Raw genomic sequence first — 15,335 nt, 5'->3', positions numbered from 1 at the left:
CTCAGACATCAGCCGGCCGCCCTGGGAACCGCTCACCGGCCCAGCCCAGCCTTCACAAGAAGACTTCGGGCCATGCAACGGCTTCAGCGAGTCCGCCGGGCGACATCCCTAAGGTGGCATATCGCATAAAGATGCGCGACTCGGGCATATGCATCCGGCTAACCGGCAGACCAGACGGCATCTTCCAGGCTTCTGGCATGTGTCACAGTCAAGGACCGGGCCGGGATGACAAACCTGGTCACGCCGGTACTGCTCTTGCGGATGGCTCACCATGCGCTCGGCCACCGTCGGATTTGCATCTCCGTCTGCTGCCAATCACCTCGTCGGCGCTCGGCGCGCATTGCCGCTGGGGCTCCGCCATGCTGATCAACCACTGCGACCATCGCGGCCGGACAACTCGCCCGAAGTGGACGCCAGCGGGAATCAGAACTGGCCACGACAGATGCCACGGTGATGGATGTGGTCGACGACGATCCGCTGCTGGTTGGGCTGGGAGGTCGACGGCCCGGGAGGAACCGCATCCGATCGGCCGGTGTGACGACGAAGAGGTGCTCGCGCTGCTGGAAGCCGCCGATGTGAAGCCGCAGGGCGGCGAATGGGTGGCTCAGAACCGGCGGGATGCCGTATGCCACCGTCCGGGGGGCCTGGGGCACCCGAGCACTGGCTACGGGCTTGGGGTGGCGCCCGTCATCGCGTCGTTGCCGCGCGCCGACGGATGCCTCCCGTTCTCGTCCTCGTTCTCGTCCTCGTTCTCGTTCTCGTTCTCGTGAACATCGACCTTTCCGATTGGCGGGTGCCTCCGGGAACCATGAACGTATGCCGCCGGAACTTCGTGAAGCCAGCTGTCCTGTCTCAACGAACCGAGTCGCCGTCTCGCCGGAGGATGGCGATGGTGCTGGTGGCCTAGGAAAACGGGATCGCACGCTAAGTGGGCTCCACCGGAAACCGTGTGTTCAGCTGGAAACGCTGAATTGCCGCCGACCAAACATCCCCATCTGGGTGCTTGCTGCGCCAGCCTTCGAGCGCCCTGGGCCTCTTCTTCCGTCTCTTACCCGAAAGCCTGAGCGAGCATTTGCCGTTCAGCGGCACGATAGGCGGCAGGAAGCCTCAGGAGCAGCGCTGCCACCTGTTTCAGGAGAATGCCGGACCCTTCCAACGCAGCGATTGCGCACCCGATCTCATGCCAACCCACGCCCGCCTTCAGTGCTGCGTCGATTGCCGACGATGACACGGAGCAGTGCATCCCCAGCACGAGTCGGTTTACGGTTTCCAGCGCCCGCGGAGGATCTGCCATCACTTGCCGTTGGAACTCTGCCCGCCACAAGTCCCTCGGCCAGGGCGAGCGCCGATGCCCCTGGTTTGTCATCGTCCATGCCTGCCCAACGAGCTGAGCCCGGTCAGGCCACGCGTCGGCTGGAACGCGTGAGATGGCGCTCGGTTCATTGAGTCGGGACATCAGCAGGCGGCCGACTCTGCCCGTCAGAGCGCTATGCCCCTATTGCGCATATATCCTGGGAACGTGATCAAGTCTGGACGGCTGCGGCCCCGTAGGCGCCGCGGCCCGGGAAGACTCGTGCGGCTATCGCCGGTCATCCTGATGATCGTCATCGCCAGCCTGGCATACACCACGCCGCCGGAAATGGCCTTCAGCCGCCTCCTGCCCGCGGCGCCAGCCCTCGCCGCCGCCATGTGGCCGGTGCTCCCCACCGTCCTGCTCGGGACGGTCTGCCTCTTTCTGATGATCGGCCTCAGCCTCGTCTTCCCCGATCTGGGGACGTGGTGGACGGCCGCAGGGATCATCGCCGTTACCGTGGCCGCCGCGTACGGAAGCCATATCCGGCTCCAGCGGGAGCGCACCCTCTTCCAGGTACGGCTCGTCGCCGACGCGGCGCAGCAGGTGGTGCTGAGCCCTATGCCACGCCGCCTCGGCAACATCGAGATCGAGTCGCTGTATCTCGCGGCCGCGGCGGAGGCCCGCATCGGCGGGGATTTCTACGAAGTGGTCGACACTCCATACGGGGTCAGGCTGCTCATCGGTGACGTGCGAGGCAAGGGCCTGCCGGCAGTGGGGGCGGCCGCGGCGATCGTCAACGCCTTCCGGGAGGCGGCCTACGGCGAGATCGACATGGTCAACGTCGCACGCAGGCTGGACGCCAGCAGCACCCGTTACAACGCCGCCTTTCCCCCCGAGGGGCCGATGGAGCGCTTCGCCACCGCCCTTCTCGTCGAGATCCCGCACGAGGGCAGACGTATCGACATCCTCAACTGCGGACACCCCCCGCCGCTGCTCCTGAACCGCGGGAAACTCCGTGTCCTCGAGTCGGCCACCCCATCGCCACTGCTCAGCCTCGCGGAGCTGATCGGCGACCAGTACAACGTCGACACCTTCGACTTCGCCCCCAACGACCTGCTGCTCCTCTACACCGACGGGATCGCCGAGGCCCGCGCCCGCGACGGCGAGTTCTTCCCGCTGGCAGCTTGGATGCGTCAACAGCCCCCGACACCGCCCAGCGAACTTCTAACGGCTCTTCACCGCGATCTCCTCCGCTACAGCAGAGGACGCCTTGACGACGACATCGCCGCCCTCGCCGTACGCCTGCATGAGCCCTGAGGCACTGAGTCCCAGTGCGCGGCCCCTCACCACTCAACCGCGATGGCACACACTCAAGGTTCAGTGGCACAGGCAGCCCCGGAGTCGCAGTCTCAGTTGCGGGTTGACCTCCGAATTCGAACTTGCGCTCTACTTTGAGACATGGCGCAAAGTACGTTCCCTCGCGACCTGATCCAGGCGCAGTACGACTGTGGACCATGCCCAGTGGGCGGTCGGCCGCAGCTTGGGGGGGTGGAGCTGCGGCCGGCCGTGCGCGCCCCGCAGCAGGAAGAGGTGGATGCTCGGTGAGGACTGGTCTGAGCTTGAGGCAGGAGGACATCCTGGCCTGTATGCGGTACTGGATCCGCGAATACGGTGACGCGCCCACCGTCTGCGAGATTGGTGAGCGTCGTCCCTCCGGCTGCTTGAGCTGGTAGTGCACGGACGAGGGACTGGACAGGCCCATGGCCCGGTCAGTCCACCGGCATCGCGCTCGGCTTTGGATGCCCTGGGCCCAGACGAGGCGGCGGTACTTGTCGTGGTCGTAGCCCCGGTCGGCGAGGATCATGTCCGGTCGTCGTAGCGGTCGCCTGACCAGGCCCGGAACGGACGGAATCTTCGCGAGCAAGGGCAGCATCTGGTGACATCGTTGTGTTTCGCGCCGGTCAGCGACACGGCGAGCGGGATGCCCTGCCCGTCAACGCGGACATCGTGCTGGCTGCCCGGACGTGCGCGGTCGACCGGGCTGGGTCCGCTGTGGGGCCTCGTCCGAGCGGCCCTCACGTGGCTGGAGTGGATCACCGCCCGGGACCAGTCCAGTTGTTTTCCGGCCCACAGCTTCGCCAGCAGGACGGCATAGAGCCGGTCCCACACGCCGGCCTCGTTCCACGCGGCGAGCCGTCGCCAGCACGTCATCCCGGAACCGAAGCCGAGCTCCTGCGGCAAGTACTCCACCGGAAGCCGGTGTGCAGTACGAACAAAATCCCGCACAGAGCCCGCGCGAATCGCCCAGCGGGGCGCTCATGCTTCCTCAAGGCCTCCCATCCTTCGGTGAAAACAGGCGGCACAAAGCGAAGTCGCGCATCAGGTCCATGGCGAACTCGTCGCCTGCGGCGAACGCGGGGTTGGCCGGCGCGCGCAGCACCGCGTCGAATCGCAGTGGCGGCAGCGACGCACCGATGGCGGATGGGCTGTCCGGCAACTTGAGCGCGCGGCGGGCAACGGCGAGGACGGCCTGTTCCCGGTCCTCCGCTGACACGCTTCCGGCAAGGCATTCCTCGCCGTTCGGACGCGTCCGTTCCAGACGGCAACGAACACCTCCGCTTCGGACAGCAGCGTGCTGGTCTCGGTGACGGTGCCGGCCCGCAGCAGGACATCGACATGGCCCGGCCGGCCGACCGGCCACTCGGCTCGCGTGTCGGCACTCAAGCGGATCAAGGTGTGAAAGGTCTCGACGAGTTGGCGACGCTCGTCGCCGGTGAGCCGTGACACGACGTGCTGGCCACCGTTTCGGGCGGTCCGCCTGCGCTGCGGCGGACTGCACAACCTCCCGCACCCGCGTGGCCCCGTCAGTGCAGGTGACGGCGACCACCCCTGGCCCGGCCCTGAAAGCAGCGACGGCGGCCCCCCTCAGCAGATCACGGCGGCCCTCCAGGACGGCTTCCGCGCCGTCGATCACGAGCAAGCGAACCGCCCGTATCCCTCCCGCCTCGAACACCTCCGTCAACGGGCGCCCGCCCACGAGGTGTCGACCTGCACTGCCGATTCGGGAAGGTCACGCAGGCTCAGGCAGGCGACAGCCGCGCCGTGATCGGTGAGCTGCTGTGCGGTTCGGATCGTCAGAGCGGACTTCCCGACGTCAGGCTCCCCCGTCACCACCAGGCCCGAGCTCGCCCGGCCGGCCTGGTCCATCCAATCGGCGAGCCGTGCCCGCTCCTCGACCCGGTCAAGTTCCAGCCTCACTTCACCGCCCCCGCAAATCCGGGCGGGTCCCCTCCCGGAGGAGGCCTGCCCGTAGGAAGAGGTCCGGTGCAGCGGGAGGCCGCTGAGTTCGCGGCGCACCATCGTCTGGTCCAGGTCCGCAGCGGAAGAAGCCCAGCACCGGAGCGCTCCGCAAGGTGAGCGAAAACGTCGTCAGCTACCGTCATCGCCTCGTCAGCCACGATGCGCCGTAGCGCAGAGACGGCCGTGCTCCGGTCAGACTCGTCGACACCCTCCAATCGCATCTGCCGTACCCGCAACGCCATCAGCTAGCGCCACGTCAACTCCTCGGCGTCGACCTGCGACAAATCGTCCTGGTTTTTGACGGCCGCCACGACCAGGGCGTCCAGATGCTTGAGACGTGTCCGCACGGCGGCCTTGGCCGCCCCCGGACGCTCGACGGCAGTGCGAAATCCGGCAGCAAAGGACACGGACCGCGCCATCCGGGCCAGCACGTCGGTCTGCTGCACCGCCGTGCTGGAGACACCGACCGCGAGCGCCACCCGCCAGCGCCCGGCGGCCACCTCATCCCAGAGTCCGGTAACCACCCGCAGGAAAGACCGCACCAGCGGGACCGACTTCTCATCGCTCGTGGTCAGGCCTGGATCCCGGCGTACCCCGATCGACACCCGCCGCCCGAGGCCGTCACGGGTACTGCCCTCCACCACGACGTCGTCGATCGGGCCGATGTAGCTGGCCTGCAGACGCACAGAATGCGGGACGACATCGTCACCGAGCTCACTGATCGGATCCTCGGTCAGCAGTGCGGCAACCAGCGTCGCCGCGTAACGGTGCTCGATCCAGACACCGCCCCCACCAGTCGAGTACGGAGCAGAGGCGTCAGTCGTCGGCACGCCCAGGAGCTTACGGGCAGGCACCGACAACCCTCGCTAGTCCCCGTACATCCCTCTCTGGCAATGAACCCCAGTACGAGCAGGAGCACTTCGTCAAGAGATCTTCAACCGCCCTCGGCCGGGAGGCGTCATTACCTCCACACGGCCATCCTGACGTCGTTAACACTTACGCGACGTGTTTTCACAGGTCAGAGGCGATGTGACTGCCGCAGTGATCGGTAAAACGGACGAGGCGCACCGAGCAAGCGGTTCGCTCGGAAAGGCGTGGGCGGCCTTTCACGACCAAGAGCTTGTGCCGGCGATGCGGCGACTGTACCTGACGGCGTCGCCTCGGATCTGGATGGAGCGACCGCCGGTGCCGCGATGGTTGCGCAGCGAGGAGGCGGAGGAGGCGCGGGCGCGGGCCGCGCGGGGCTCGCTGCCCCAGGAGCTGGCCTGTTCCATGGATGAAGAGGAAATCTACGGGCCTGTCTTGTGGTCTATGTCGCTTTCGGCGGCGATCACTAGGTGTTGTGGGGCAGGACGTTGTTGACGCTTTCGGCAAGGTAGACGCTTGAAGCCGCAGAGCCACGGCTTGCACACCATTGCCGACACATCGCACACCGCACACGACGCGACTGCCCGCGTTTGCCTCAGGTTGTCGGGTCCCAGAGCCCGCGGGCTTTGCCGCGGGCGAGGTGCTCGGCGTAGACGCCGACCTTCCAGGCGATGACGGATCGGCACTCCTCCAGCGCCTGGATCTGTGCGTCGACGCGCTGTCGATGAGCGTCGAGCAGGCGCAGGCGTTCTGCCTCGTTGCCCGGTCCGTGGCGTACCAGTTCGGCGAAGTGCTTGAGGTCGGCGAGTGGCATACCGGATGCGCGGAGCTTGACGCAGATCAGCAGCCAGTCGACATCGAAGGAGGTGTAGCGCCGTCTGCCGCCCGATGTGCGCTGGACCGGCCCGACGAGCAGGCGCTCGCGCTCGTAGAAGCGCAGAGCGTGCACGCTCATTCCGGTCCGCTCGGCCACCTCGCCGATGCTGAGCGACTGCGCGGCAGCCTCGGTGGTCGTCATACCGCTCACTCCTGGACTTGATCTAGACCTCACTCTAGATCGTAGCGTCAGCGGCATGACCCTTACTGATCAGCAGCCGCTCGGCTCGCCCTTCTCGGCCGTCACCACCGCGGAAGACATCGTGGCCGGCCGTGACCTTGCCGGCAGGACCGCTATGGTGACCGGGGGTTATTCCGGGCTCGGTCTGAAGACCACCCGGGCGCTGACGGCCGCCGGGGCCCGGGTCATCGTTCCCGCCCGCCGCCCCGACGTCGCCCGTGCCGCTCTCCAGGAGGTGAAGGGCTGCGAGGTCATCCCCATGGACCTGGCCGACCTCGACAGCGTCCGCTCAGCCTCCGCGCACATCAGCGACTGTCTCGACCGGCTCGACCTCCTGATGGCCGTTGCCGGAGTCATGGCCACCCCGGAGCGACGTGTCGGGCCCGGCTGGGAAGGCCAGCTCACCACCAACCACTTCGGGCACTTCACGCTCGCCTGCGAGCTCTACCCGCTCCTCGCCGCCGCAGGCGGAGCGCGCGTCGTCGTCAACAGCTCCGCCGGACACACACTGACCGGCATCCGCTGGCACGACCCGCACTTCCGCACCGGCTACGACAAGTGGCTGGCCTACGGCCAGGCAAAGACCGCCAACGCCCTGTTCACCGTGCACCTCGATGCCCTCGGGCAAGGCGATGGAGTCCGCGCGTTCGCCGTTCACCCAGGCAAGATCATCACCGGTCTCCAGCGCGAGATGGCCCTCCAGGAACAGATCGACCGCGGCTGGGTGAATGAGCACGGCAACGTGGTCGGCGCCGACTTCAAGACCCCCTCCCAGGGCGCCGCCACCGGCCTGTGGGCCGCCACGTCTCCGCTCCTCGATGGCCGCGGCGGGCTCTATCTGGAGGACTGTGACGTCGCCCGCGTCTCCGCCCCCGACACTCCCATGGACGACGGCGGCGTCCGCGCGTACGCCGTCGACCCCGACGAGGCCGCCCGGCTCTGGGACCTCTCCGTCGCCGCGACCGGCGCCACGCCGATCACGGCCACCCCCGGCCAGCCCACCCGGCGATCCGCCGCCAGCGGCAGAGGGATCTAGGCATGCCGCACCGCAATGCACCACTTACGGTCGAGGGCCGGCGGTGGCTCATTGAGCGCTGCCGCACCCGCCCCATCTCGCACGCCGCCGCCGAGATGGGCATCTCGCGGGCATGCGCATCCAAGTGGGTCAACTGATGGTGCCGTCACGGTGACCTCAGCCTGCTCGACCGTCCCTCGATCCCACACCACAGCCCACGTACGACATCGGCATGGGTGATCGAGAAGATCGAATCCTGGCGGCGGCAGGAGAAGTGGTCCGCACAGCGGATCATTCACGAGCTGGCCGAGCTCGGTCACGCCGTCAACCGACGCACCGTCACCCGTCACTTGGCCAGGCTAGGACTGGGGACACCGCCGGTTCCTCGATCCCTGGGGGACAGCAACCGGGAGCCCGGGAAGATCACCGCTCACTGGCCGGGACACATGGTGCACCTGGACGTCAAGAAGGTCGGACGGATACCCGACGGGGGCGGCTGGCGTGTGCACGGTCGCGACTCAGGAGAGGCCAAAGCTGTGGGCCGGGCGAAATCGGCAGGCGCGAAGCACGGCTACGTGTACCTGCACTCCGCCGTCGATGGTTTCTCCCGGCTGGCCTACACCGAGCCGCTCGCCGATGAGAAAGGCTCCACGGCTGCCGCATTCCTGGCACGGGCGAAGGTTTGGTTCGCCGCCCACGGCGTCATCCACCTCCACCGCGTCGTCACCGACAACGGCGCGTGCTACCGCTCAGGCGACTTCGCCCGCACCATCGGAGGCCAAACTCGACACCAGAAGACCAAGCCCTACACACCTCGCCACAACGGGAAAGTGGAGCGGTACCAGCGGATCTTGGCCGAAGAGCTCCTGTACGCCCGCGAGTTCACCAGCGAGGTCGAGCATGCGGCGGCGATTGCCGTCTGGAACATCCATTACAACTACCACCGGCCGCACAGCGGAGCGGACGGTCTACCGCCAGCATCACGGCTCAAGAGCGCTGTCACCAACGTGCGGCCCTCCTACTACTAGGATTGCCGGTATCAACTGGTGGTGGCGGAAGGGGCAGGACTCCAACGTCACTGTGCTTCGGCCAGGGCACCGGGATGAGACAACGACCGGCCATGTTCGCTTAGACCGCGCGCTGCTTACCCGGCTGACGGCACGACCTGCCCCTGATCGAGTTCCAGGCGTCGTCTCAGCCGCCGACATGGATGCCGGGGCGGCGGTCGATCGGGGTCGGGTTCGTGGCTGGGGATGACCTCGCGGTTGACCGGTGCAGTGTCGTCAGGAACAAACCGGGAGCCCACCGCGCACGCGCGAAGGTGGCCCGACCGCGCGGTCACCGCCGACCCGGCAACTCACGGGAACACAAAGTGGTCACGAGGACGACGCGAAGGAACCGACCTCCACGACCCGCCGGGCCGGATCGGCCGGCACCAGCAGGTCGATCCGGCCCCACGCCGCGTGAGTGGGCCCCCCCGATCGACTGACCAGCGTCAGAAGGCACATGCCGGTCCTTGATCAGGACGGGTCAACAGGTCAGGTCAGGTCCGAGTCGCAGCACCTGCCCGCCGTCCGCGAGCCGGACCGCGCCGACTGTGCCGCTGGTGCCGTGCTTGGGGTCGGGTGGGCTGGGGTTCAGCAGGCCCCTACCCGCAAGGAGCTGATGTTGTCGTTCCGGTTGTACTGGGAGGTATTGCCCTGCCAGTTCCCCACGGGCCATGTGGCGCCGTCGCGGTTGATGTTCAGCCACGTGCAGAAAGTCCTGCCCGTCCTGTTCCATACCGAGGAGATCTGGTCGTTCATATTGAAGTCGCGCAAGTCGTCGGAACCCGTCTGGAAGCGCACCATCCTGCCCCAGCCGCCGGCGTCCTCCCAAGCGCAGAACCAGCCGACCGGACAGTCCTGATATGCGGTGATCGACACGTCCCGTTCGACCGTGGTCGCAGACGCCTGGGCCGTGGGCACGGATGCGACTACTCCAGCCGCAGCCAGACCTACTGCCGCACAGAGTGCTGTGAACCGTTGCATGAGGGGTTGCCCTCCTTCGATTCATACAAGGCCGGGAAGTCCGGCCGTTGCCTTGTTCCACTTCGACAAGCGAGGCTCCCTGCACTCTCTCCTGACCGTGTATGGGATGTCCCCGTTTCTGCGATTCTGGCCGAAACGCCCCCACCACCAGCCCCTTGGTCTCAGCGACCCCACCACCAGGGGGAACGGCAACCAACCGTCCGGGCATTCACCGAAGGGAGTCTTACCAAACCCCCCGCCAGAACGAAACACTCTTTCAGAATTGTCCGTTCCATGTCAGGACGATGCGCGGGTCCTGTTACGACAGGATCGCGTGGCGGCAGGGTGCCTTCCCCGGGTCTAGCGTCGGCGGTGACGGTGATCTTTTCGGTGCCGGCACCGCCGACGCTGGTGTCGATGGCGACGGCAGCGGGCGCCGAGCCGTGGGCGGTTCCTTCGTCCACGGTGGTGCCGTCTGCTTGGATCTGCCAGCGCAGCCGCGCGTCCGTGCAGAAGGAGGGCAGCTCGGCGCGCAGCTTGCCCACCAGGTTGCCGTGTGCGCGCTCGGGAACGTGGGTGCCCTCTTGCGTCCGTGGTCTGAAGTTCGTCTTGATCGGCCCCTCGAAGGTCCAGGTGAAGGTGGTCCGGTCGGGTGTCGGCCGGCCCCCCAGGCCCATGTACTTCCCTTCTCGGTTCTCCCCCACTGACACGGAGCCGCTGGCGTACTCCAAGCGGGCATCGGCTTCCCCCTCCGACAGCCTGGCGAACCAGTAGGCGCAGACGACCAGGAGCAGGGGGACGCCGAACACCAGGGCTGGGATCCACAGTATTCGCCTGGGAATCGGCTCGTCGTCGGGGATCGTGCGTGACAGGGCTGCTGTCTGCTCGGCGGAGAAGCCTTGATTGAGTCGTTGACGGGCGCGGTCCTGTTCCTCCTTGTCCACCTCTTCGGGGTCCAGGACTTGTCCGCGGACAACGCGGGTCTGGTCGACGGCCGGCATGCCCAGCCGCAACCGCAGTGAGTACAGCTCCCGACGAGCTCCTTGCAGATGGCGGGCGTTGAGAGCCAGTACTCGGTCGCACTCGTCCAACTCCAACCGGGGCGGTGCCACGTCGTGCACGCGGTGGGACAGCGTCACCGGAAGGTGGTCGGCTCGAAGCGCGCGGCGGTAACGCTCGGACTGCAGGTGGGCTTCCAGGCGCAACGCTTGGGCTTCGTTCGCTCCTCCTGCGCTTGGCGCAGTTGTTCCTCGGGTGTCTCCAGGCGCCGGCGGTAGGGACCGGTCCAGTCGCCCGCTCTTTCCTCTGCTTCCTCGCAACAGCAGGACCATCTGCGTCATGCTCATCAGCGTCTTCTGCGCCTGGACCTGCCCCCGACGGGTCTCCGCGAGATCCATCTCAAGCTCGCTCACCGGCAGAGTGCGCACCGCCACAGGCAGTTCCCGGCCCCCTCCCGCTCCGCCCGATCCAGAAGATCCGCGGCCTGCGCGAGCATCTTCTCCTGCAACTGTTCCTCGGACACGCGCTCACGCACGACCTGTTGCAAAAGCCAGCTGGGAATCAGCTGGCTGCCGTTGAGGAACTGCGCCCACTTCGTCTTGTTGTACGGAAAGCGCTCCGCCAGCTCGCGGACGTTCAGCCCCCGGGCGATGCCATGCAGCCACTCGGCCAAGGCCTACGCCTCAGGATTCTCGGCCCGAGAAACCCTCGGACGACCCCGCCCACGGCCCCCGCCCCCGCGTCCTCCGGCATCCCCTGCCCCCTCCCCCAGTAGGCACGGTCACTTCACAACAACCCGCACACATCTCATGGAGGTTGAACCGTGAAGCGCACCACTTGGCCTACGCCGTGACCGCGATCGCCGCCCTCGCCCTGCAAAGCGGCTGGGGACCCCACAACGTCCTCACCCTTGCTGCAACACTGCTCGTCCTGATCGGCTTCGTCATCTCAGCCGACGACACCCGACCCCACTGACGCCGGCACGGAAACCCCGTGTCAGTCGCCCGTCACCGCGGTCGCCGCCCTCGCGGTCGGCTATCTGCTCGGGCGGCTGCGCCCGTGGCGTCGCCTGGGCAACGCCCTGGCCCACGCCGTCACCGCGCCGCGCACCAGCTGGCGCATCATGCACGCCCCGACCCAGAGACGCGGGCACCGGCGCCCGTACGCGATCCGGACTGAGTCGCCAACCGCACCGGAACCGACAAGGAAGGCACGGCGTGAGCACCGAACAGCACGACGACGGCACCAACCCTGCAACCACCCGTACCCGAGTGCCTGAACAGACCGGAGAGGCTGAGGACGGAAATGGATCAGAAGAACGAGAGGGCGAAGACGGTCAGCGATGTCGAGTGCAGGGTGGCAGTTCGCCGGGAGGTCACCGGACTGACGTGGGCGCAGCTGGGCGAGCTGATCGGAGCCGCCGGGGACGGAAAGAGGAGCGGGGCGCCGGTGGGTGAGGCGGAGCGGCTGGCGGCGGTGCGCGTGACGGAGCTGAGGCGCATCCGGGCTCTGGTGGGACAGCAGAGTTGGGGATGAGTACAGCCCTGCCGGTGATCCGCAAGAGCGCCACGACGGGCATCCGGCCTCCAGTGGGGTGCGGCCGCCCGAGCGCCAAGGGCAGTTCCGGGGCGTGGCGAGGTGTACCGACCCGGAGCATCCCGGTGCCTCGGAGCTGGTGAACTGGTTCCGTGCCGCATAGGTGGAGGAGGCTGCGGTGAAGGTGCGCCGCGCCAAGGAGGGCAACCTCTACGGGGCACCGGGGCTGTACCGGGTGGTGGAGGTGTGCGAGGACGTTCCCTCGGCGCATGCACGGCAGTTGGTAGAAGTGCTCTCGTGGGCCGTCGGCGAGATCGGGCAGGCCGCAACCGCCGCGGTCGGCGGCTACGAGCCTGCCCGGCAGCACCCGAAGCCGCTCGAGGTGCTCAGCAACTTCTTCGACCGCACCGTCGTCTCCCCCTGGCACCTTGCCTATCCCGGAGACCGGGGCGACGGCAGCTACGACGGGACACTGCACGGCAGCGAGCCCAGCCACGTCAGCCATGCTCTGGAACGCCTGCTCCTGACTCACCTGGAAGCCCTGGATATGCCCCTGCAAGCACCCGCCATGGCCGTTCCCCGCAACACGCAGGAAGGCACAGCATGAGCACCGAACAGCACCATGCCGACGCATACGGCCAGGAGCTGGCCCGCATCAGCCAGCATCAGCACGAGGCAACGCACGCGCGGTCCATGCTCTTCCAGGCCCTGGCCGCCATCGGGATCGCGGACGAGCAGGCGGACGACATCGTGTCGAAGCTGGAGGCCGGGGCGGTGGCTGGCGCCCACACCTGGATCTCGGAGAGCAGCGCCCCGCACGGGTCCCGAGCTGCTGCGCATCGCCGACACCACCGCCTCCGCTCAGCGCGGGCGCGCCGCCTCCAGCGCCCAGCTGCTCGCCCACCTTCGGCAATCGGCCTCCCCCGCGCCGGAGCCCCCGGCGCACGAACCGGTGCCGGCGCTGAACGCGAAGGACGTCCTGGCGGCGGCGCAGCGGTGCACGTGGGCCTTGACCGACCCGGACAACTTCCTCATCCCCTCGGCGTCGGAGGAAATCCTGACGGTGGCGCTCAGCACCGTGCGCGAGGACGAGCGGGACGGGTACGCGCAGCGCCTGGAGGCGTTCGCCGAACAGCACCGCGAGCGACTGGTGGAATTGCTGCGCGCGTACGGGCCAGGCAGCACCCCCGCCTCCCACGGCCGCTACATGCTGGCTGGTCAGCCCGAGATGATGCGGCGCCGAGTGGCTGCATCCGGCGCGTCCAGCAGGGTGCGCACCGTCTGCGGCCCAGGCACCCGCATAAGGGGAACGCCCTCGTCGACCAGGAGCTTTTCCAAGTCGCCCGTACCGAGCGTGACGTCGCGCAGGTTCTCCGGGCGGTGTTTGTTGAGGGTGTCGCGGAGGGATTCGAAGACGCTGTGCCACTGGGGCGGCCGGTAGGTCTCGACCATCGGCTGCAAGGCATGGCGGACCATGTCGTTGAAGCCCGTCAGGTCTGCCATCTGCCTGCGGAGGTTCTCCGTCACGGCGTTCATCCGGATCAACGGAGAATCCAACACGATCCGCGGAAAAAGCGGGCGCATCCTCATCCCGGCGGACTCAGCAAGCAACTTGCCGATCCACGCGTTCCGGTTGCGCAGATAGTCCTGGAACGGTTTGAACGCCGCCGCGTAGAAGCCCGAAAGATCAACTGGTCCCGTCAGGCCCGCGTCTTCGGACTCGCCGGACTCCTAATCCTCAGCCTCATCCCGGACCCTCGCTTGTCAGCCTCCCTATCCTCACCCATGGCCAATCGCCCCCGCCCCGAATGCACGCCGCCGGCGGGACGACGGTGGACGTTCCCCTGTCCCGCCGCGCGCCTGCCTGGACGGCACCGCGCCCGAATGGTGGCGCGTGGCCAGCGCACTTCAAGAATCCCAAAACGCCGCACACCGCACGGCCCTCGCCAGCAGCAGCGACGGCGCTCCGGCCGACCTGTGGTGGCACATCGCCCTGCTTCACCTCGGCCACGCCTGCGCCCTGTGGAGACCACATCGGCCACAGTCTGCGGGTCAGCACCACTCGTCGGCCAGGTGGGGGACGACCCTCCGGCAGTAGTGACAGGTAGACCCGGCATCCTGGACCACGGTCGAGCCGGCGCAAGTCGGGCACTTTCCTCGTTCGAGGACCGGGCCCCGTCCGGCCTCGCAGGCGGGGCAGAGGTGCGCGAGGACGTCGGGCACAGCCGGGTAGCCCGGCAGGGCCACGGCCGCCGGCCGGAGGGCCCACCCGGCTTCCACGATGACGTCCTCGAACCGGGCACCCTCCGGCAGCCCCTCGGGCTCCAGGTACAGGGCGAGGCAGCTCTCACGGTCGCAGATCACGGCATTGCGGATCATCGGATCTCCCGGTTCTCGGCGTGGCTGGTCTTTGGCTGGGCCAGTCCAGGCGGGTGCCCGGAGCGCCGGTGTTCCATGCGTACGGGGAGCCATGAGGTTCGCCCGGTTGGTCATCTAGCCGCCCGACGAAGACGGGTGGTGCCCCGTGCGCTGGGACGGGAACGCCAATGGCATGGCCCACCGGCACGACCAACATCCGCGTCTTCCTGCCCGCGGCCGGGATGGAGAACCCCGAAGACCTCGACCTTGCCGGCGGGCCCTCACTCGTCGAGTCGCGGGGCGCGACCCCGAGAGCTGGGCGGAGTCGCCGCCCTGATGTCGGACCCATTTCTGCTGACACCCCCAGAGCACCGAAGTGGCCTGACCACTGGGGACGTACGAGCGTACGCTGCTGGGGAGTTCGGACCATACGCCGACATCCAGCGTCCACGATCGGCCGCAAACCGGGCACTCGACCTGGTCCCCCCACTGCAAAGCAGAGGCCGCTCGTGCGTCGACGCCGCGAGCGCGACCAAGCCGCCGACGTCGCTGAGAGGTCGTTTCATCCTGTTGTTTCATCCTGGGATGCGGCTTTGATGTGCTGGTGTCGGGTCGCGCCAGGAGATGGTGTTCTCGCCGGTGAGGCGGCGGGCCATGAGGTCGGTCATGGCGAGGTGGATCATGGCTTCGGAGCGGTGTGGGTGGGTTTCGTAGTCGCGGGCCAGGCGGCGGTGGAGCATGAGCCAGCCGTAGGTCCGCTCGACCGCCCACCGCTTCGGGATGGGGGTGAAACCCCTGGTCCCGGGGGTGCGGGTGGTGATTTCCATGTCGATGCCGAGGGCGGCGGCATGTTCGACGAGGTGCTGGCGGTAGCCGCCGTCGACCCACACCTTCCGTAGG

15 protein-coding genes and 2 pseudogenes are annotated in these 15,335 nt (G+C 67.6%); 6 read left to right on the top strand and 11 right to left on the bottom strand.

What is annotated here, in order from left to right; translation table 11 throughout:
- The first annotated feature begins 1,573 nt into the window (after positions 1-1,573).
- The gene (locus G412_RS0126625) at positions 1,574-2,611 is read left to right on the top strand and encodes a PP2C family protein-serine/threonine phosphatase (protein WP_028814752.1); all 1,038 of its coding nucleotides are present in this window, start codon (positions 1,574-1,576) and stop codon (positions 2,609-2,611) included.
- A 481-nt stretch (positions 2,612-3,092) separates the two neighbouring features.
- Here the strand turns inward: G412_RS0126625 and G412_RS36035 are convergent.
- The 5 genes and pseudogenes from G412_RS36035 to G412_RS0126595 all read right to left on the bottom strand — a co-directional run.
- Positions 3,093-3,582 (bottom strand): annotated as a pseudogene (locus tag G412_RS36035) (IS5 family transposase); the annotation flags it as partial.
- 38 nt (positions 3,583-3,620) lie between these two features.
- Positions 3,621-3,848 carry a hypothetical protein gene (locus G412_RS0126610; RefSeq protein WP_028814751.1) on the bottom strand — a complete coding sequence of 76 codons (228 nt, stop codon included), beginning with the start codon at positions 3,846-3,848 and terminating at the stop codon, positions 3,621-3,623.
- 464 nt (positions 3,849-4,312) lie between these two features.
- Positions 4,313-4,552 carry a P-loop NTPase family protein gene (locus tag G412_RS0126605; protein WP_157839163.1) on the bottom strand — a complete coding sequence of 80 codons (240 nt, stop codon included), beginning with the start codon at positions 4,550-4,552 and terminating at the stop codon, positions 4,313-4,315.
- Between the two features lie 287 nt (positions 4,553-4,839).
- On the bottom strand, positions 4,840-5,424 hold the full coding sequence (locus tag G412_RS0126600; protein WP_028814749.1) for a hypothetical protein: 585 nt from the start codon (positions 5,422-5,424) through the stop codon (positions 4,840-4,842).
- Between the two features lie 632 nt (positions 5,425-6,056).
- Complete coding sequence (locus G412_RS0126595; RefSeq protein WP_028814748.1) at positions 6,057-6,479, bottom strand: MerR family transcriptional regulator; 423 nt, start codon at positions 6,477-6,479, stop codon at positions 6,057-6,059.
- A 55-nt stretch (positions 6,480-6,534) separates the two neighbouring features.
- Between G412_RS0126595 and G412_RS36030 the strand changes: the two genes are divergently transcribed.
- Together G412_RS36030 and G412_RS36025 are read left to right on the top strand one after the other, a co-directional pair.
- Positions 6,535-7,554, top strand: a complete 1,020-nt coding sequence (locus G412_RS36030) for an SDR family NAD(P)-dependent oxidoreductase (RefSeq protein WP_051338618.1) — start codon at positions 6,535-6,537, stop codon at positions 7,552-7,554.
- A gap of 2 nt (positions 7,555-7,556) precedes the next feature.
- A pseudogene (locus G412_RS36025) lies at positions 7,557-8,561 on the top strand (IS481 family transposase).
- Positions 8,562-9,170: 609 nt separating this feature from the next.
- On the opposite strand, the gene G412_RS38505 reads toward G412_RS36025, so the two are convergent.
- From G412_RS38505 to G412_RS0126565, 3 genes are all read right to left on the bottom strand, one after another.
- A complete protein-coding gene (locus G412_RS38505) occupies positions 9,171-9,458 on the bottom strand; it encodes a peptidase inhibitor family I36 protein (RefSeq protein WP_157839162.1) in 288 nt (95 codons plus the stop codon).
- A 266-nt stretch (positions 9,459-9,724) separates the two neighbouring features.
- Positions 9,725-10,954, bottom strand: a complete 1,230-nt coding sequence (locus G412_RS0126570) for a hypothetical protein (RefSeq protein ID WP_157839161.1) — start codon at positions 10,952-10,954, stop codon at positions 9,725-9,727.
- Positions 10,951-11,214 carry a hypothetical protein gene (locus tag G412_RS0126565; protein ID WP_028814745.1) on the bottom strand — a complete coding sequence of 88 codons (264 nt, stop codon included), beginning with the start codon at positions 11,212-11,214 and terminating at the stop codon, positions 10,951-10,953. The genes G412_RS0126570 and G412_RS0126565 overlap by 4 nt, the downstream gene beginning before the upstream one ends.
- A 143-nt stretch (positions 11,215-11,357) precedes the next feature.
- Between G412_RS0126565 and G412_RS39825 the strand changes: the two genes are divergently transcribed.
- From G412_RS39825 to G412_RS0126550, 3 genes are all read left to right on the top strand, one after another.
- Positions 11,358-11,516 (top strand): hypothetical protein, encoded by a 159-nt coding sequence (locus G412_RS39825; RefSeq protein ID WP_157839160.1) that lies wholly within the window; start codon positions 11,358-11,360, stop codon positions 11,514-11,516.
- Positions 11,517-11,846: 330 nt separating this feature from the next.
- A complete protein-coding gene (locus G412_RS0126555) occupies positions 11,847-12,077 on the top strand; it encodes a hypothetical protein (protein WP_028814744.1) in 231 nt (76 codons plus the stop codon).
- 178 nt (positions 12,078-12,255) lie between these two features.
- The gene (locus G412_RS0126550) at positions 12,256-12,684 is read left to right on the top strand and encodes a hypothetical protein (protein WP_028814743.1); all 429 of its coding nucleotides are present in this window, start codon (positions 12,256-12,258) and stop codon (positions 12,682-12,684) included.
- Positions 12,685-13,295: 611 nt separating this feature from the next.
- Here G412_RS0126550 and G412_RS0126540 read toward each other — a convergent pair.
- The 3 genes from G412_RS0126540 to G412_RS0126530 all read right to left on the bottom strand — a co-directional run.
- Entirely contained in the window at positions 13,296-13,613 is a 318-nt protein-coding gene (locus G412_RS0126540; RefSeq protein ID WP_157839159.1) for a hypothetical protein, read from the bottom strand.
- A gap of 516 nt (positions 13,614-14,129) precedes the next feature.
- Entirely contained in the window at positions 14,130-14,456 is a 327-nt protein-coding gene (locus G412_RS0126535; protein WP_028814740.1) for a hypothetical protein, read from the bottom strand.
- Between the two features lie 554 nt (positions 14,457-15,010).
- A partial coding sequence (locus G412_RS0126530) for an IS5/IS1182 family transposase (protein ID WP_028814739.1) occupies positions 15,011-15,335 on the bottom strand: 325 nt, incomplete at its 5' end.

It is taken from the genome of Streptomyces flavidovirens DSM 40150 (assembly GCF_000429085.1).
Classification (GTDB): domain Bacteria; phylum Actinomycetota; class Actinomycetes; order Streptomycetales; family Streptomycetaceae; genus Streptomyces; species Streptomyces flavidovirens.
This window is presented reverse-complemented; position numbering and strand designations above follow the sequence as displayed.